Source organism: Brachybacterium timonense (assembly GCF_900258505.1).
Lineage (GTDB): Bacteria > Actinomycetota > Actinomycetes > Actinomycetales > Dermabacteraceae > Brachybacterium > Brachybacterium timonense.
In genome coordinates this window covers 1,109,078-1,127,232 of record NZ_LT984895.1, presented here as the reverse complement: position 1 = coordinate 1,127,232, position 18,155 = coordinate 1,109,078, and the positions used below count along the sequence as shown (strand labels likewise).

18 protein-coding genes are annotated in these 18,155 nt (G+C 66.2%); 5 read left to right on the top strand and 13 right to left on the bottom strand.

The features are described from left to right. Positions 1-76: 76 nt before the first annotated feature. On the bottom strand, positions 77-592 hold the full coding sequence (locus C8271_RS04885) for a P-loop nucleotide/nucleoside kinase family protein (protein ID WP_170957806.1): 516 nt from the start codon (positions 590-592) through the stop codon (positions 77-79). 630 nt (positions 593-1,222) lie between these two features. Here C8271_RS04885 and C8271_RS04880 point away from each other — a divergent pair. After that, entirely contained in the window at positions 1,223-2,812 is a 1,590-nt protein-coding gene (locus C8271_RS04880) for an SPFH domain-containing protein (RefSeq protein ID WP_245920898.1), read from the top strand. A gap of 262 nt (positions 2,813-3,074) precedes the next feature. Further along, on the top strand, positions 3,075-4,103 hold the full coding sequence (locus C8271_RS04875) for an ATP-dependent 6-phosphofructokinase (RefSeq protein ID WP_106506358.1): 1,029 nt from the start codon (positions 3,075-3,077) through the stop codon (positions 4,101-4,103). 19 nt (positions 4,104-4,122) lie between these two features. Here the strand turns inward: C8271_RS04875 and C8271_RS04870 are convergent, their stop codons facing one another. After that, entirely contained in the window at positions 4,123-4,311 is a 189-nt protein-coding gene (locus tag C8271_RS04870; protein WP_245920895.1) for a hypothetical protein, read from the bottom strand. After that, entirely contained in the window at positions 4,308-4,505 is a 198-nt protein-coding gene (locus tag C8271_RS04865; protein WP_245921175.1) for a CopG family transcriptional regulator, read from the bottom strand. Before C8271_RS04865 ends, C8271_RS04870 begins: the two co-directional genes overlap by 4 nt. Positions 4,506-4,639: 134 nt before the next feature. On the opposite strand from C8271_RS04865, the gene C8271_RS04860 reads away from it, so the two are divergent. Beyond that, entirely contained in the window at positions 4,640-5,419 is a 780-nt protein-coding gene (locus C8271_RS04860; RefSeq protein ID WP_138774525.1) for a hypothetical protein, read from the top strand. Between the two features lie 47 nt (positions 5,420-5,466). Here the strand turns inward: C8271_RS04860 and C8271_RS04855 are convergent, their stop codons facing one another. Then, positions 5,467-6,681, bottom strand: coding sequence for an acyl-CoA dehydrogenase family protein (locus tag C8271_RS04855; RefSeq protein WP_106506355.1), 1,215 nt, complete (start codon positions 6,679-6,681; stop codon positions 5,467-5,469). Positions 6,682-6,782: 101 nt separating this feature from the next. Next, positions 6,783-10,337, bottom strand: a complete 3,555-nt coding sequence (gene dnaE / locus C8271_RS04850) for a DNA polymerase III subunit alpha (protein WP_106506354.1) — start codon at positions 10,335-10,337, stop codon at positions 6,783-6,785. A gap of 451 nt (positions 10,338-10,788) precedes the next feature. On the opposite strand from dnaE, the gene C8271_RS04840 reads away from it, so the two are divergent. After that, complete coding sequence (locus tag C8271_RS04840) at positions 10,789-11,256, top strand: nucleotidyltransferase domain-containing protein (protein ID WP_106506352.1); 468 nt, start codon at positions 10,789-10,791, stop codon at positions 11,254-11,256. A gap of 26 nt (positions 11,257-11,282) precedes the next feature. Next, positions 11,283-11,582, top strand: a complete 300-nt coding sequence (locus tag C8271_RS04835) for a HepT-like ribonuclease domain-containing protein (protein WP_138774524.1) — start codon at positions 11,283-11,285, stop codon at positions 11,580-11,582. Here C8271_RS04835 and C8271_RS04830 read toward each other — a convergent pair. The 8 genes from C8271_RS04830 to ftsZ form a co-directional block, all read right to left on the bottom strand. Then, positions 11,570-12,292, bottom strand: a complete 723-nt coding sequence (locus C8271_RS04830; protein ID WP_106506350.1) for a hypothetical protein — start codon at positions 12,290-12,292, stop codon at positions 11,570-11,572. The genes C8271_RS04835 and C8271_RS04830 overlap by 13 nt on opposite strands. Positions 12,293-12,455: 163 nt before the next feature. Continuing rightward, on the bottom strand, positions 12,456-13,385 hold the full coding sequence (locus C8271_RS04825; protein ID WP_106506349.1) for an RluA family pseudouridine synthase: 930 nt from the start codon (positions 13,383-13,385) through the stop codon (positions 12,456-12,458). Continuing rightward, entirely contained in the window at positions 13,382-14,095 is a 714-nt protein-coding gene (gene lspA, locus C8271_RS04820) for a signal peptidase II (RefSeq protein ID WP_245920893.1), read from the bottom strand. Before lspA ends, C8271_RS04825 begins: the two co-directional genes overlap by 4 nt. Further along, on the bottom strand, positions 14,092-14,784 hold the full coding sequence (locus tag C8271_RS04815; protein ID WP_106506347.1) for a DivIVA domain-containing protein: 693 nt from the start codon (positions 14,782-14,784) through the stop codon (positions 14,092-14,094). The genes lspA and C8271_RS04815 overlap by 4 nt, the downstream gene beginning before the upstream one ends. 244 nt (positions 14,785-15,028) lie before the next feature. Further along, entirely contained in the window at positions 15,029-15,319 is a 291-nt protein-coding gene (locus C8271_RS04810; protein ID WP_106506346.1) for a YggT family protein, read from the bottom strand. A gap of 5 nt (positions 15,320-15,324) precedes the next feature. After that, positions 15,325-15,810, bottom strand: a complete 486-nt coding sequence (locus C8271_RS04805; RefSeq protein WP_106506345.1) for a cell division protein SepF — start codon at positions 15,808-15,810, stop codon at positions 15,325-15,327. Between the two features lie 116 nt (positions 15,811-15,926). After that, on the bottom strand, positions 15,927-16,682 hold the full coding sequence (gene pgeF, locus C8271_RS04800) for a peptidoglycan editing factor PgeF (protein WP_106506344.1): 756 nt from the start codon (positions 16,680-16,682) through the stop codon (positions 15,927-15,929). A 34-nt stretch (positions 16,683-16,716) separates the two neighbouring features. After that, entirely contained in the window at positions 16,717-18,036 is a 1,320-nt protein-coding gene (gene ftsZ, locus C8271_RS04795) for a cell division protein FtsZ (RefSeq protein ID WP_106507886.1), read from the bottom strand. Positions 18,037-18,155: the final 119 nt, after the last annotated feature.

Sequence of the window (18,155 nt, the reverse complement as noted above, 5' to 3'; positions counted from 1 at the left end):
CCATCACCACCCGGGCGCCGCTACCGACTTACACCCTCATCTATGAAGAGCCGCCATCCCAACTCCAGCAAATCCCTCAGTCATCACTCACCTCCGAGTCCATCCATCGAAGAATGAAGGACACATCGCGGCTACCCTCAAGATCAGTCGCAGTATTAACAGAGAAATCCATCGATTCGGAAGTGTTTATATCTGCGAGCTGCCGCACCGACCACTCCACATCTCCCACCCCGCGCGCTTCGATTCGACGTGCGAAGGTGTCAGCTGGAGCATGCACGTCGACAAATCTAGCGCCTTCTTTCCGGAGAGCTCTTACGCATCGATGAAATAGCTCGCCCTCTGGGTACGGCAATACTCCATCCATAATGGCATTAAATCCCGCGGCCGGCCATGCAAGCATGCTAGCGAGCAGGGCTTTCAAGTATACCTCCTGATCAAACTCCTCGACTCCTGCAGCGCTACTCAGGTCGGGAGCAAGGCGGTCAGCCTCAAGGTGCACCCATTTACTCTTCGTGGCGGCAAGTAGATACTTCCCGAGGGTTGACTTACCCGCGCCAGAAGCGCCACTTAGAACCAAGATCTTTGCTTGCATATTCAACTCCAGACACACGGCCGAGCACATTAGCACTCGGCGGGTTTTCCACTAATCGCTCAGCATTCGCGAACCCCATCCACCCACGCACCCTTGAATGAGCCGCGCTAGTTCATGAAAGCCTCACTGCTTACTCCACAGAGGGGCAATCGCTCCGCCCGCCATGCAAGGCGCACTCTGACAGCCATGAACAAGATGGTCGCCTGGCGTCGCACGAAGTTTACACTAAGAACGGGACACTCTCCCTTGTAGAACAAGTCGCGATGAAGGACTCTTCGTAAATTATAGCGCAGAGCTTGCCGCTATGGGTCGGGACTGATGCGTGTTTAGGTGTATGAGGTCGCGCCGTTCCGCCCGATGCTGGTGCTCGCAGCGGTTGCAATAGTGCCCGCACTGATCGATTTGCTGCGCTTCCAGCGTCAGATCGCCCCAGGGCATCGATGCCACCGACATGAAATGGTGCGCTCCCGCTCGGGCACCCGCCGCACGACGGCCCGCCCACACGGAGGGCGGCCCGTCGTCGCTTGCGAGGCGTCACGGTCATCTCCTCGATTTCTTCACTTCAGTCCGCTGAACAGCAGTTCGGTGGAAGAATGATGTCCGCCCGCACCAGGCCCCGAGGGGAGAGACATGGACCCGACATTCCCGATCATCGGCGCGGCACTCGCCGCCGTCGTGGTGATCGTGCTCATCGTGCTCTTCGTGCTGCTGCGCTCCTACCGGATCGCCGCACCGAACGAAGCACTCATCATCACCGGCCGGAACGCCAAGTCCTCCGGCGACATCGACTTGAACTCCGGCAGCGCCCGCGTCGTCATCGGCGGACGAGCGATCGTGCGACCCATCGTCGACCGCGCCTTCGTGATGAGCCTCAGCTCCCGCCAGATCCTGGTGGAGGTCGAGGGCTACTCCATGAACGGCATCTTCCTTCGCCTGCGCGGCGTCGCCCAGGTGAAGGTCGGCGGCAGTGTCGACGACGTGCGCAAGGCCGCACAGCGCTTCCTGGATCAGCAGAAGCAGATCGACCACTACACCCAGGAGATCCTCTCGGGCACCCTGCGCGCTGTGGTCGGCACGCTCACCGTCGAGCAGATCATCCGTGATCGCGCCTCCTTCGCCGCCCAGGTGCAGGCCGAGGCCGAGCACTCGATGAACAACCAGGGCCTGGTGATCGACACCTTCCAGATCTCCGCGATCGAGGACGACGGCTCGTATCTTCGCGACTGGGGACGCCCGGAGGCCGCCCTGGTCGCCAAGCGCGCCGCGATCGCCGAGTCGGACGCCAACCGTGAGGCCACCCAGGCCAAGAACGTGAACCTCCAGCAGGAGGCCGAGTCGAAGCAGGCCTTCGATCTCCGCCAGGCCGAGATCAAGGAGGAGACCGACGCCCGTCAGGCCGTGGCCGACGCAGCCGGTCCGCTCGCCCGTGCTGCCCAGCAGCAGAAGATCATCGAGCAGGAAGAGCTCATCGCGGTCCGCAACAATGACTTGCGTGAGAAGCAGCTGATCGCCGAGGTTCACAAGCCCGCGGAAGCCAAGCGGTACGCCGAGCAGCAGGACGCGGACTCCAAGAAGTACGCCCGCGTGGCCGAGTCGGAGGCGCAGTTGACCGACGAGCGCAACCGCGCAGAGGCCCGCAAGGTGTCCTCCGAGGCAGAGGCGTTCTCGATCGAGGCCCGCGGTCGAGCCGAGGCCGAGGTCGAGCTGCAGCGCCGCTCCAAGGATGCCGAGGCGGTGCGCCTGGAGGGCCAGGCCGCAGCCGACTCTCTGCGTGCCCAGGGTGAGGCCGAGGCTGCCTCGATCCTCGCCAAGGGTGAAGCGGAGGCCGAGGCGACCCGAGCGAAGGCAGAGGCCTACAAGCAGTTCAACGACGCCGCGGTGCTCGCCCAGGTGCTCGAGGTGCTGCCGCAGGTCGCCGGCGAGCTCGCCTCCCCGTATTCGAACATCGAGAGCCTCTCGGTGATCTCGAGCGACGGCGAGTCGAAGATCGGCCAGAACATCTCGGTGGGCCTCGCGCAGGTCATGGAGATGGTCAAGTCCACCACCGGCGTCGACTTCCAGGACACCCTGCAGCGTGCCGCCGAGGGCGGCCGCTCAGTGCGCGCCGAGGCAGAGGGCATGGTCGAGGGCCTGGCTGACGCGGCCCGCAGCGCCACGCCTCGCCGCGGTCATGCCGCAGACGGCTCCGCCGCCGAGTCCATCGACGGCTCCAAGGGCTGAGACCCGCAGCTCCTCATCCGACAGCGGCCGGTGATCATCGCGAGATGCTCACCGGCCGCTTCCGTTCTGTGTGGGTGTCCTTTCCGGCCCTGGGATCGCGGCCCGTTCCGCGTGCGCTTCCGGGGCCCCGTCGGCGTCGACACCCCCGCTTCACCTGCTGCTCATCGGCACTTCACGCAGGGACGAACGCAGTGACGGACACACGCCCGCACGACGTACAGTGGCATGGACCACTCCCTTGAACCGGAAGAGAGCTGTGCGCATGAAGATCGGGATCCTGACCTCCGGCGGCGACTGCCCGGGCTTGAACGCCGTGATCCGAGGGGTCGTGATCAAGGGCGACAAGCTCTTCGAGGACGAGTTCATCGGCTACAAGGACGGCTGGCGCGGCGTCATCGAGAACGACTGGATGACCCTGCCCCGCCGTCGAGTGCGCGGCATCGGCCGCATCGGCGGCACCATCCTGGGCACGTCGCGTTCCAACCCGTTCAAAGACGGCGAGGACGGTGCAGAGATCGTGCGCCGCCACATGGACGAGAACGATATCGACGCCATCATCGCGATCGGCGGCGACGGCACCCTCTACACCGCCAACCGTCTGTTCGAGGCGGGGATCCCGGTGGTCGGTGTCCCCAAGACCGTGGACAACGACCTGGACGCCACCGACTACACCTTCGGCTTCAACACTGCTGTAGAGGTCGCCACCGAGGCTCTGGACCGCCTGCGCATGACCGGCGACTCTCACCACCGCTGCATGGTCGCCGAGGTGATGGGCCGCTCTGTCGGCTGGATCGCACTGCACTCGGGTATGGCCGCGGGCGCGCACGTCATCTGCATTCCTGAGTTCCCGCTGTCGATCGACGAAATCTGCACCTACGTCAAGCGTGCCTGGGACCGCGGCCGCGCCCCGCTGGTGGTCGTCGCAGAGGGGTTCATCCCGCGGGATGCCCCAGAGAACTTCATGACCTATGAGCTGGACGAGTTCGGCCGTCCGCGCTTCGGCGGCATCGCCGAGACCCTCGCACCGGTCATCGAGAAGCAGCTGGGTATCGAGAGCCGCGCAACAGTGCTGGGCCACATCCAGCGCGGCGGCGAACCCACCGGCTACGACCGCGTGCTGTCCACCCGTCTTGGTACAGCCGCTATCGATCTGGTGCACAACAACGGCTTCGGCCGCATGGTCTCGCTGCGCGGCACCGATATCGTCGACGTGCCGCTCACCGATGCGATCGACTCGGTCAAGTCGGTCCCGCAGGACCGCTGGGACGAGGCGAGCGTGCTGTTCGGCTGATCGACCGTGCTCGTGGGCGTCACTGGCCCGGTACGGAGTCGCCCAGCAGATGTCGCCTGTGCTCCGTCGGCCTCTCACATCCAGCGCCGCAGAGCGTCACCGACGGGCGGTGGACAGCGGAGTCGAGCAGTCCGAGGTCCCGCACGGGGCCGACGCCGAGATCGCCGATCAGGGTGAGGACGTCCTCCGTGGTCAGGTACTCGGTCATCGTCCGAGACGGTCGAGCACGTCCGCGTAGCGCTCGCGCACGCGCTGCGAGGAGCGTGCGACGGCATGCTCGTGCAGACGACGCTGTGCGCTCTCGCGGATCGCACGCACCGTCGCCTCCTGCTTGCTCACGCCCTGAGCCTCAGCGAGCTGAGCGAGGACGGCTTCGTCTTCGGACGATAAGCGCAGAGTCATGGCCACGGCGACATGGTACCGGAGTGATACCAATCGCCCCGGCGGAAGCATCGGGGGTCGGAAGCAGCTGACGCCGCCGCGTCCACAGCCCGCATCACTGCAGTCAGACTCTGCGAATCACGCATACTCGGGGCATGAGAACTGTGCTGGGCATCGAGGTCGACGACGCACTGATGGAGCACTGGGTCGAGTGGTTCGCGCCAGCTCAGCAGCCGTTCGATGTTCGCGCCCTGCCGCCGCAGGCCGACGGCACGCAGATCGGCACGGCAGCGACGCTGTCGCCCGAGGTGCGCGATACGTTCTTCGTGTACGAGCCCGGCTTCCGCACGCTCACCGAGCACGAGTTCGCGGCGCTGAGCCCCCGGCAGCGGCGGGCGCTCGTCGCGGCGCGGCCGCGGGGGCTGCGGCCCGCCGCGTGGCCGACGGACCCTCTCGAGCTGCGACGGCGTCGCGCTCTGGCCTATGTCGAGCACGGCGTGGCGCCGAGCAGACACCGCGAGGTGAGTGATGCCACCTGGGGGCGGGCCGCCGAGCATCTGCCGGAGGCCGGGCGCCTCACCGGCACGTTCGCCGACGGCTCCGGCCCGAACTGCTTCGGCGCCGTCATGGCCGCCGCAGGGGTGCCCGACGCCGATGAGGTCTGGATGCTGCAGGAGCCGTTCGAGGCATGGCTGCGCGAGGCTTCAGCCCCCATCCGCGGCACCGGCACCGACGACGAGCCGGGCACGGTTCTCGTGTGGCGGGACCGCGCGGGCCTCGCCCAGCATGCCGCGATTACGATCGGCGACGGCTGGGCGTTGAACAAGCCCTCGCAGGCCTGGTGCAGCCCGTATCTGGTCTGGACCGTCCGGGAGACGATCGCGCACAGCCGCGTCTCCAGCCAGCGCCTGGAGCGCCACCGCCTGCACCCGTGAGCGCGTCACGGGCACGCCGGCCGCCGCGCGATCGGGGGCAGGGATCGTCAGGAGGCGTAAGTGCCGACGTCGCCCAGCAGAGCCGTCGCGTAGGAGTTATGGGTGCTCTTGGCGTCGGACGGCTGATACATGCCGGCACGCACGTCGCGAGAGAGCCGCTCAAGCTCGCTGCGCACGTAGAAACTTGAGCCACCACTGGCGCGCAGCACCTGGTCAACCGCGGTGATCGCACCGTCGGTGGCGCGACACTTGACACCCGAGAAGTGCAAGAACCAGCGGGCGCCGTGATCGGTGATCCCGGTGCCGGTGCGGCCTTCACGCAGCGCGTCAAGGTCAGCGCTCACCTTCTCGATCTGCAGCACGACGCCGTCGACGATGAACGCGGCGTCCGCCAGACGCCAGCGGGTGTCGGGGTCATCCGCATACGGGATGCCGCGTGTACGGGTGCGGCGAGTGGTGGCAGCGTCGGCACCCACTTGAATGGCGCGTTCAGCAATACCGATATAGACCGCGGCCAGCAGCAGCTCGAAGGGGCCGAAGATGCCGAACACGAACGGGGTGCGATTCGGGCCGACAGGGGCTTGTGTGATCACGCGGTCAGCCGACGCGGGAGCGGCATCGAGCACCGTGGTGTGCGACTGGGTGGCGCGCATGCCGTGCGTGTCCCAGTCCTGCTTCCAGCTCACACCGGGCTCACGGTCAAGGTACGCAAACACGAGCTCAGGGTCGCCCTCGCCGGTGTCGGTGCGACGGCCATGGACCACCAGGTGGTCCCAGGCCGGGGAGAGGGTGGTGAAGATCTTCGTGCCGCTAAAGCGGTATCCGCCCTCGCCATCAGGCTCTGCTTCGGTGAAGGCATCGAACAGCATCGCTTCGTTTCCACCTTCGGAGATACCGAAGGCGAAGAGCTCACCGCGTGCAGCGGCCTCAAGCATGCCGCGAGCGGTCTCATTGCCCTCCTGCATCCAGGCGAACAGTGCCGCCGACATGATCACCTGATGCATGTTCATGCCGAGGGCGGTGGCCGGTGCCGCGGCGGCGAGCCGACGCTGGATCCGAGTGACCTCCAGCAGGCTCGCGCCGAACCCGCCCAACTCGGTGGGCACCAGCAGCTTCAGGTACCCACGCCCGCGCAGATCCACGAGGTCGGCGTCGAAGAACGTGTTCTCCCGGTCATGCTGCGCGGCGCGCTCGCGGAAGGTCGCGACCAGCTCATCAGGCAGGAACGACTCGGGGGTGAGATCAACTGCGGTGTCCGTCATGGGACCACGGTAGTCGCCCGTGGGCGCACTCGGTACGGTCACTGTAGGCAACTCGACAGTCCCTGTCGGCAGGTCACCAGTCACTGCAGGCAGCTCGGTATTCACTGCAGGCAGCTCGGCCCCAGCAGTGCTTTCAGCGAGGCATACAGCGCTGCCGACGGCGCGACGGAGAGTCGCGTATCGAGCTGCATCACGGTGGTGCGGCCGGGCTCCTGGAGTCGAAGCCGGACGGTGGATCCGCCTGGATTGTCCGTGAGCACCTCACGCAACTGCTCGGCGACCCGTGTCGTGGCGCGCACGGCGGGCAGTGAAATGGTGACAGGCCCGTCGGCGCCCACATGGGATACATCGGGGACCGTCATCTCCATCACGCGCAATTCGGGCATGCCCTTGGATGTGTCCACGCGGCCCTTCATGGAGACGACAAGATCCTCAGCAAGCTCGGTGGCAACAGTCTGATACGTGGAGGGGAACAGTAGGCAGTCGATCGATCCCTCGAGATCCTCGACCGTGGCGATCGCCCACATGTCGCCCTTCTTCGTGGTCTTGCGCTGCAGCGAGGTGATCAGACCAGCGATCGTGACCATCGCGCCGTCCTCGACCGCACCGTCGTCGGCGAGTGCGCTGATGGTGGTCGAGGAGTTCTGGGCGACGACGTGCTCGAGACCGTAGAGCGGATGGTCAGAGACATAGAGGCCGAGCATGGTCCGCTCGAAGGCGAGTTTCTCCTTGCGGTCCCATTCGGGCAGGTCCGGGATCGTGATAGTGGCCGCGGAGCCACCGGATTCACCGTCGGCCCCAGCGAACACGTCGGCAAACAGGTCGTACTGTCCCTGCGCCTCCTTCCGCTTGACGTCGACCACGGAGTCGACGGCATCCTCATGGATGAGCACGAGGGAGCGACGGTTAGCACCGAGCGTGTCGAACGCACCTCCCTTGATGAGGGATTCAATGGTGCGCTTGTTGCACACCCCCAGCGGCACCTTGTCCAGGAAGTCGGTAAAGGAGGTGAAAGCGCCCTTCTCCTCCCGGGTGGCGAGGATCTCCTCAACCACGTGGGCGCCAACGTTACGGATCGCTGAGAGGCCGAAGCGGATGTCATCCCCGACGGCGGAGAAGTACATGCCGGACTCGTTCACATCCGGTGGCAGCACGGTGATGCCGCGGTGGCGGCAGTCCCCCAGGTACAGCCCCAGCCGGTCGCGGTTCTCCTGGGTGGAGGTCAGCAGCGCGGCCATGTACTCCGTGGGGTAGTTCGCCTTGAGGTATGCAGTCCAGTAGGAGACCACGCCGTAGGCGGCGGAGTGGGACTTGTTGAAGGCGTAGTCGGCGAAGGGAAGCAGGGTCTCCCACAGCGCGGCGATCGCAGCGTCGGAATAACCGCGCTCCTTCATCCCGGCTTCGAAGGACACGTACTGCTTGTCCAGTTCGGCTTTCTTCTTCTTACCCATGGCGCGGCGAAGAATGTCCGCTTCACCCAGGCTGTAGCCGGCCACCTTCTGGGCGGTCTGCATGACCTGCTCCTGGTAGACGAGCACGCCATAGGTCTCGTCGAGGATCTCGGCGAGCGGCTCCTCCAGCTCAGGATGGATCGGGGTGATCTCCTGCAGCCCGTTCTTACGCAACGCGTAGTTCGTGTGGGAGCCCATGCCCATCGGGCCCGGGCGGTACAGAGCGGAGACAGCGGTGATGTCACCGAACTTGTCGGGCTTCATCTGGCGCAGCAGGGTGCGCATGCCGGAACCATCCAGCTGGAACACGCCGAGCGTGTCGCCACGCTGCAGCAGGCTGTAGGTGGCCGGATCCTCGAAGCCGACCTGCTCGAGGTCCGGCACCTCCTTGCCGTTCGCTTCGATGTTCTCCAGAGCATCGGAGATGACGGTGAGGTTGCGCAGACCCAGGAAGTCCATCTTCAGCAGGCCGAGCGTCTCGCAGGTCGGGTATTCGAACTGCGTGATGATCTGTCCGTCGGAGGGCCGGCGCATCATGGGGATGATGTCGGTCAGCGGCTCGCTGGACATGATCACCGCGCAGGCGTGCACGCCCCAGCCGCGGGTGAGGCCCTCGACGCCCTTGGCGATCTCAACGACCTTCTGCACATCGGGGTCCTCGTCGTGCAGCCGACGGAATTCGGTGGCCTCCGCGTAGCGCTTGTGGTCGGGGTCGAAGATCCCAGCGATCGGGATGTCTTTGCCCATCACGGCGGGTGGCAGTGCCTTCGTGATTCGGTCGCCGACGGAGAAGGGGTAGTCGAGCACCCGGGCGGCATCCTTGAGGGAGTTCTTCGTCTTCATGACGCCGTAGGTGACCACCTGTGCCACGCGATCATCGCCGTACTTCTCCTCGACATACTGGATCACTTCGCCGCGGCGGCGATCATCGAAGTCAACGTCGAAGTCCGGCATGGAGACACGGTCGGGATTCAGGAAACGCTCGAACAGCAGGCCGTGCTCGATGGGGTCGAGGTCGGTGATCCGCATGGCGTAGGCGACCATCGAGCCTGCGCCGGAGCCACGGCCGGGTCCGACGCGGATGCCCTGTTCCTTGGCCCATTTGATGTAGTCGGAGACGACCAGGAAGTAGCCGGGGAAGCCCATCTGCGTGATGATGCCGACCTCGTAGTCCGCCCGCTTCTGAACATGGTCGGGAATGCCCTGCGGGTAGCGGTACTCGAGGCCGTGCTGGACCTCCTTGATGAACCAGGAGTGCTCGTCCTCCCCGGCCGGCACGTCGAAGCGGGGCATGAAGTTCGCCCCTTCTTTCGTGGTGCGGAAGGCCACCTCGCACATCTCGGCGATGCGCAACGTGTTGTCGCATGCCTCGGGCAGCTCGCGGAACAGTTCGCGCATCTCCCGCGCGGACTTGAGGTAGTACCCGGAGCCGTCGAACTTGAACCGGTCCGGATCAGCAAGCTTCGAGCCAGAGTTGATGCACAGCAGGACGTCCTGGATGGTGGCGTCTTGCTCGGTGACGTAGTGCAGGTCGTTAGTGGCCACGAGCGGCGCACCGATGGTCTTGGACAGCTCGAGGAGGTCCTTGGTCACCCGCTTCTCGATGGACAGGCCGTGGTCCATCAGTTCGATGAAGTAATTCTCCTTGCCGAACATGTCCTGGTACTCGCCGGCCGCCTTGACGGCCTCATCCCACTGACCCAGCCGCAGACGCGTCTGCACTTCGCCGGAGGGGCAGCCGGAGGTGGCGATCAGTCCGTCGGCGTACTGTGCAAGGATCTCTCGGTCCATGCGCGGCCACTTGCCCATCTGGCCATCCAGCGACGCCGCCGAAGCGAGACGGAACAGGTTGTGCATGCCGGGCGTGGTGCGCGAGAGCAGGGTGAGGTGCGTGTAGGCGCCGCGGGCGGAGACATCGTCGCCGGCGAGCTGCTGCTCGCGGGTGCCCCACTGCTGACGGGTGCGATCATGTCGGCTCGTGCCCGGCGTCACGTACGCCTCGACGCCGATGATCGGTTTGATGCCGGCATCGGTCGCGGCCTTGTAGAACTCGTAGGCGCCGAACAGGTACCCGTGGTCGGTGATCGCGACGGCCTGCTGGCCCTGGTTCTTCGCTTCGTCGACCAGCTTGGAGATCTTCGCGGCACCGTCCAGCAGGGAGTAGTCGGTGTGGACGTGGAGGTGCACGAAGTCGTCGGAAGCCATGCCCGCAAGACTATCCGCGCGGGCCGACGAAGGAGGGCTCAGGTAGGGGTCGAGATCCTCACCCCAGGCCGTTCGCGTGTCGCGCGTGTCGAGCGGCGTGGCGCCTGTCGCGAGTGTCGCGCGGCGTGGCGCCTACCCCGGACGTCACACGTGCCGACCGACACCTCCGCAAACGTGGTGCGAAGGTCATCTCACCCGGGCCGTTTGACGTGTACTGCGCACCAAGTTCAGCCGTTGAGCTCCAGAACATCGACGCCCTCGATCCTGTGACATGCAGCGACGGCAATCTCGACGGACAAGCTCAGCGGGTCGCTGTTGGACAGGGCCTCGTGCACATTGCCGGTCGAGGTCTGCTGTCCTTCGCCACACCGGGGTTCGCCGAGTACGCGCAGTCGCTGGCGCACAGTTAAGTGGCCACCCCGAACGTATAGCACTTGCTATAGTAGAGCCCATGGAGGACCTCGCTGCGATTGCCTCATCCTGTGATGACGCGATCCGCCGCGCCCGTAACAGGCTCGTTCACGCCGTTCGCGCCGCCTCTGCCGCGGGCATGACCCAGACGCAGATCGCGCAGGCGATCGGCCGCAGTCAGCCAGAAGTCTCGCGCCTCCTTCGTTTTCATGGCACGTCAGCACTCTCCAGAACCCTGCATGCTCACCGTCGGGAGGTCACTGCCGCCGTGAAGAAGGGAGGGGGCCGCGACGTCAGAGTATTCGGCTCTGTCGCGACCGAGTCCGATGGCCCTGATTCGGACATTGACCTGCTCTTCACCCCCACCCGGGCCTTTAGCCTGATGTCTCTCGGTCGGCTCGAGAACGAGATCTCCGGGATCCTCGGAGCGCCCGTGGACCTCGTCCCGGACACCGCCCTCATGCCGCATCTGAAGGACCGCGTCCTCAAGGAAGCGGTCCCTCTGTGACACCGCCACGAACCGAGAAGGATCTGTTGCTCGAAGCGCTCGATCACGTGCAGCTGGCCGCGCAGCACGCATCCTCGGCGCGGTGCGATCAGATCGTCGTCGACGCGATCTGCATGCGGCTGTCGGCGGGCATCGAGACGCTGTCACGCCTTGATGAGGACGCGCGCTCCCGACTTTTCGGCCCCGACTGGACAGTCATGTGGGGAATGCGGAACCGGATCGCGCACGGGTACATCCTGGTCGACACCGACCTGGTTCTCATGACGGCGAAGGAAGACCTCCCCCCACTGATAAGAACACTTCGCGAACGCATTCAGGAACTCTGATCGGCCCCGGGTCCGCGATCGCCTTCCGCCTCAGCCTCGTGCTGCATCTCGGTCATCAGCTGCTGCAGGTAAGCCTCGGCATCCTCAATACTCAGGGCGCTGCCATCGCGGCGCGGAGGCATGCCTTCCACGAGCGCTCCCCCATGCCACGTCATCGTGTCATCGGGCAAAGAGGATCCTGGGGAGGTCTCCTGCCACAGATCCAGAGGGACATGATGGGCGGCGAGGTCACGGGCAAGCACCTCCGCCTCCGCGGGATCGCCGGAGCGCTGCATGATCGCCAACAGCAGCGACTCAGCCGCCCACGCCTCGGCGCTGTTCTGTTCGGCCTGCGCGTATTGACGTACGAGGCCCACGAAGCTCGCAGCGATCTCATCGTCGCCATCTTCGTAGTGGTCGATCGCCGCACGCAGACCGAGAGCTGGCAGATATCGATGAGCCTTCCACAGCACACACGCTCCGATCAGCGACATCGCGATACCGGTCGGGAAATCAGGGTGCGAGGCGAGCGACGCGGATGGTGTGCGGCCGGCTCGACGATCGTCATCCGCGGCGATGAAATCACGGCAGGCCCGCTCAACAGCCTCACGGGAGCGCTCGTCATCGCGCAGTGCGACCTGAGCGTCCTCAGCCTCCAAGCCGAGCAGGGCAGACACACGCTGCCACGGGAACTCCGGGCGGTCCAGGGCTGAGGAAGGTCTCGACGTCATGGGGTCGACGCTACAGCGAGGGGCCGACGAATCGCCGCACCCGCGTAGGGACGGGCCACCCAGAGTCGGCTGGACTGTGACGAGGACCAGGGACCGACTCCCCGGCAGCGCAGTGAGGAGCATCGCGGGACCGACTCCTCGCCGCGCTGCCGACACCATCGGCTCAGCTCGTCCGCAGCACCTCGAGCGCGTGCTGCAGATCCTGCGGGTACGTTGTCGTGTACGTGACACGCTCGCCGCGCACCGGATGGATGAAACTCAGCTCCATCGCGTGCAGCCACTGGCGCACCAGGCCGAGCCGCTGCGCCAGCGTCGGATCCGCGCCGTACAACGGATCGCCCACCAGCGGATGCTTCAACGCCGAGAAGTGAACGCGAATCTGGTGGGTGCGGCCGGTCTCGAGCTTGACCCGCAGCAGCGTTGCTCCCGGCAGCTCCTCCAGCGTCGAGTAATGGGTGACCGAGTGCTTGCCGTCGCGCAGCACCGCGAACCTGTAGTCGTGCTGCGGAGAGCGGCCGATCGGCGCCTCGATCGTGCCGGAGGGCTGATCCGGTCGTCCCTGGCACATCGCATGGTAGACCTTGTCCACTTCACGAGCGCGGAAGGCGTCCTTCAGGCGGGTGTAGGAGGTCTCGTTGCGGGCCACCACCATCAGTCCACTGGTGCCGACGTCGAGCCGGGAGACGATGCCCTGCCGTTCCGGGTCGCCCGAGGTGCGGATCGAGATGCCGGCAGCAGCGAGGTGGCCGAGCACTGTCGGCCCGCTCCAGCCAGCGCTCGGATGCGCGGCAACACCCACGGATTTGTCGACCACGACGATGTCGTCATCCACGTGCACGAGGCTCATGCCATCGGCGATCTGCGGGCGCACCTCGACCGGAGGTTTCTCATCCGGCAGTTCCACCTCGAGCAGGGCACCTGCCTCCAGGCGCACTGACCGAGCCGCGACCGGGGCTCCGTCCACCATCACCAGGCCCTGGTCCACAAGGTCTGCTGCTTTGGTGCGGGAGAGCCCCAGCATCCGTGACAGGCCCACGTCGATGCGTTCGCCGGCGAGTCCATCCGGCACCGGGAGCACGCGTGCGGAGCTCACGGCTGCTCGATTCGATCGCTGCGGGCGGATCGACGGCCGCTGCGGCGCTGCGCACGATGCGTGGGCGCCGACGGCGTACCGTCGTCGTCGCTGTCCGTGGCGCTCCGCTCCCCCGCGTCCCCGTGCTCCGAGGCGGCGGAATCAGCGCGGCGACCGACGTCATCCGTGGCGGCGGGATCGGCAGGGCGGCCGAACAGACCGAGGAGCACCACAAGAATAGCGCCGCCCACCACAGCCATGTCCGCGACATTGAACACGGGCCAGTTCGGCAGCTGCAGAAAATCCACGACTTCGCCGCGGAAAGGCCCGGGTGGGCGCAGCAGACGATCGTGAATATTTCCCAGCGCGCCGCCCAGCACCATCGCGAGCGCGGTCGCGTATCCGGCCGAGCGCACCGATGTGGTGGCGAAGACGATCACCCCCAGCGCGATCAGGATCTGCAGCCCGGTCACCACCGGCGTGATCTCAGCCCCCATGCCCCAGGCAGCGCCGGAGTTGTACAGCAGCGTCAGCTGCACAATCTCGCCGAGGAACTGCTGCGGTTCCAACAGCGGCAGTGTGGCTTCCGCCCAGTTCTTCGTGATCTGGTCGAGAACAGCGAGCACGGCGGCTCCACCGAAGACGATGGCGAGCACTGTCCCAAGCGGCAAACGACGACGAGCGCCGGACACCTCGTGCCCGGCGCTCGTCGAAAGGTCGGTCCGGCTCACAGGCCGAAGTTCGCCTGCTTGTCCTGCGTCTCGCTCGTATCGAGGTCGCGCAGCTGATTCTCCAGGTAGTTGCGCAGGCGGTTGCGGTAGTCACGCTCGAAGGTCCGCAGACCCTCGATGGACTTCTCGAGCTCCGCCTTCTTCGACTCCATGGCGGCGAGCGTCGTGCGGGAGGTCTCCTCCGCCTCACCGACGATGCGCTGATGCTCGGCGTTGGCCTCGCTGATCAGGCGATCCCGCTCGTCCTCACCGTTCTTCACGTACTCGTCGTGCAGACGATTCGCCAGCGCGATGATGCCAGCGGCGGACTGGTCCGGGGTCTGCGCCGCCGGCTCCGGCTCAGGCTGCTGCGGCGCTGGCGCATCGGCAACCACCTGCTGCGGGGCAGTGGTCTCGGCGTCAGGCTCGTCCGCAACCACATCGACGGCAGGCGTTTGCTCAGCGGGAGCAGCGACCTTCGCCTCTTCAGCAGCGGCCTGCGCTTCCTGGGCGGCGGTCTCGAGCTCGGCGATGCGGTTATGCGCCTCCTCGAGCTCCTTGGTCAGTCGGTTGTTCTCGTCGATGAGCTCGCGAAGGCGGGGCAGGATGTCGTGGTCGAGGTAGTCATCGACCTCATCCATGTCGTAGCCCTCGGAGAACCGGACCGGGGTGAACCGCTTGTTCTCCAGGTCTTCAGGCATCAGAGCCATGGGTCACCTTTTCGTCGTACTCGGATCGGGTGCGCGCGCAACGCGGCAGGACCAGCGTAGCGGATTCTACGTATGGTCAGCTCCGGCACGCATCCATCGCACCGGATCAGGTCAGCATATGCACCGGTACCCTCCGCGGGCGAGTCACCGGCCCGGCTCCGTCCTCGTCATCAGCCAGCGTGGACACGGCAATGCCGTGACGGACGCGGCGCACGGACAGCACGCGCCGCGGGCAGTCGGATGCTCACATCGCCAGCGGCGCCAACAAGCGCAGCAGCAGCCATCCCGCGAACAGCAGGAGCATGAGGCTGAGGTCCAATGCCACCGCGCCGATCCGCAGCGGCGGGATGACACGGCGAAGACCTTTCACCGGGGGATCCGTCAGCGTGTAGACCACCTCGAACAGGACCAGCACCACCCCGGAGGGGCGGAAATCCCGCGAGTAGGCCCGGATCCACTCCAGGACAAGGCGCGCCAGCAGCAGAAGCATGTACAGCAGCAGTGCGATGTACAGCACCGCTGCGAGAATCTGCACGGGCCTCAGCTCTGGTTGTAGAAGCTGCCCTCATCGGCCGAGGAGTCGCCGTCCACCTGGACGAACTCCGGCGAGAGCAGGAACACCTTGGAGGTGACGCGCTCGATGGTGCCACGCAACCCGAACACGAGGCCAGCCGAGAAGTCGACCATGCGCTTGGCGTCGCCATCCTGCATGTCCGACAGGTTGACGATCACCGGCACACCGTCACGGAACGACTCGCCGATCGCCTTCGCGTCGTTGTAGGAGCGGGGATGAATGGTGGTGATGCGATGCATGGACTCCTCCTCGACCGCCGGGGTCATGGCCACCACGCTGGAGCTGCGGCGAATCGGAGTCACCTGCGCCTCACGCTGCGGCTCCGGTGCACGCTCCGTGCGGCGCGCCGGCGCGGAGGTCTCCTCGCGAGTGTCCCGCTCGTCCTCGAAGTATTCGTCGTCAACCTCGTTCGCGAGGCCGAGTGCCACCATGGCGTTGCGCCAGGTTCCCATCGCAGGTCTCCCAAGTTCTGTCGTGTCACGCTGATGAGGGGCGCCGGGGAAGCACGGGGAGTGCGCTGGAGCCCATGGGGCGAACCTACCGGAGCATCACTGCCGCACCGGGGACGTCAACGGCGTGTCGGCCGCGTGTCGGCACGTCGAATCACACCGGCGAACCGCCCCGCCGCGTGGGAACGGCGATGGGAGAAATACGCCGGGTCCTCCAGGGTGCACGGCGGCGCCGCCTCGATCCGTTCGGGGTCCATCCCGGCGCGGACAAGATCCTCGAGGGCGCCGGCGCGCAGGTCGAGCGACGGCGACCCCCACCTGGTCTCAGCACGGACCATCGGCAGGATCAGTGCGCTCTCCTCCCGCATCGCGGCGGGCACTTCGTAGCAGGCCTCGCATATTGATGGTCCGATCACTGCTCCCATGCGGTCCGTGCGAGCGCCGAGACTTCGCATCGCCTCAATCGTGGCACGCAGTACACCGTCGAGCAGACCGCGGCGGCCAGCGTGCGCGGCAGCGATCACACCGGCGTCAGCATCGGCCAGCAGCACTGGAAGACAGTCAGCGACCATGATCGCGAGCGCGACATCGTCGCGGTCCGTCACCATCGCATCAGCCGTCACGAGCGGAATCGGCCCGGTCTGCGGCAGCACATGCACGTCGGCCGAATGCACCTGGTCAACGAAGACGAGCGGCGCACCAATGCGCTCAGCGACGATGGCGCGGTTGCGCTCGACCAACTTCGGGTCGTCGTCGACATGCCGGGCGAGGTTCAGGCTCGTCTTCTCACCGATGCTCACACCGCCATGGCGGGTGGTGAACAGGATCTGGGCCCCGCGCAGTTGCGGGGCCCAGATCTGGTCGAGGCTGCTCACAGGTGCGAGCCGCTCGAGTACGTGCTGTGCGGCATCACTTCAGGAAGGACGGCAGGTCGAGGTCGTCGTCCGTCGGGGGCTCCTCGATGCGCGGCGGTCGAACGGGCTCGGGCTGCGCTGCGGGGCGAGGCTGCGCAGGCTGAGGCGCATCGGACACAGCCTCGCTGCCTGCCGGCTCCGGCGCCTCGGCGGGCTGCTCGGCCTGGACGGGGCGCGACGGGGTGAACGACTGCTGCGGGGCGCCCCAGGCTCCCGGTGTCGCGTTGCCCGAGGCACCCGTGCCTGCGCCGCGATCACCCGTGGCATTGGGCTCCTCCGAGCGGGAGGGCAGCGACGGGCGTGCGGGCTGCGCGGGCTGGTCAGAGTCGTTGGGACGCTGCGCGGCCACATCCGGGCGCGGCTGCGGGTTGCCGCCCTCGAATCCGGCGGCGATGACGGTGACGCGGACTTCATCACCCAGAGCGTCGTCGATGACCGAGCCGAAGATGATGTTGGCGTCCGGGTGCGCTGCTTCCTGCACGAGGCGAGCTGCCTCCGACACCTCGTACAGGCCAAGGTCGCTGCCACCCTGGATCGAGAGCAGAACGCCGTAGGCGCCGTCGATGGAGGCCTCGAGCAGCGGGCTGGACACGGCCAGCTCAGCAGCCTGGAGCGCGCGATCGTCACCCCGCGCGGAGCCAATACCCATGAGGGCGCTGCCGGCGCCCTGCATCACGGACTTGACGTCGGCGAAGTCGAGGTTGATCAGGCCCGGGGTGGTGATCAGGTCGGTGATGCCCTGCACACCGGAGAGGAGTACCTGGTCGGCGGACTTGAAGGCATCGAGCATCGACACCTGTTTGTCGGCGATCGACAGCAAACGGTCGTTCGGGATGACGATGAGCGTGTCGACCTCTGCCTGCAGAGCATCGATGCCGGACTCGGCCTGCGTGGAACGCCGACGACCCTCGAAGGTGAACGGGCGAGTGACCACGCCGATGGTGAGAGCGCCCAGGCTGCGGGCAATCTTGGCCACAACGGGCGCGCCGCCGGTACCGGTGCCGCCGCCTTCACCGGCGGTCACGAACACCATGTCGGCGCCGCGCAGCGCCTCCTCGATCTCCTCGGCGTGATCCTCGGCGGCACGGCGCCCCACCTCAGGGTCGGCGCCGGCGCCCAGGCCGCGGGTGATCTCCTTGCCGACGTCGAGCTTGACGTCAGCGTCTGACATGAGAAGGGCCTGCGCGTCGGTGTTGATCGCGATGAACTCGACGCCCTTCAGGCCGGATTCGATCATGCGGTTGACGGCGTTCACGCCGCCGCCGCCGATACCGACGACCTTGATGACTGCGAGGTAGTTCTGGGATCCGGCCACGGTGAGGTCCTTGCTCTTGTCGGTGCTGAGACGAGAACGCCGCCACACTCTCAACCTCGACTTCAGGTTGAGACCTCCGGGTCGTCCTCTGTTCCTTCGACGCTAGGGAGCAGTCCAGC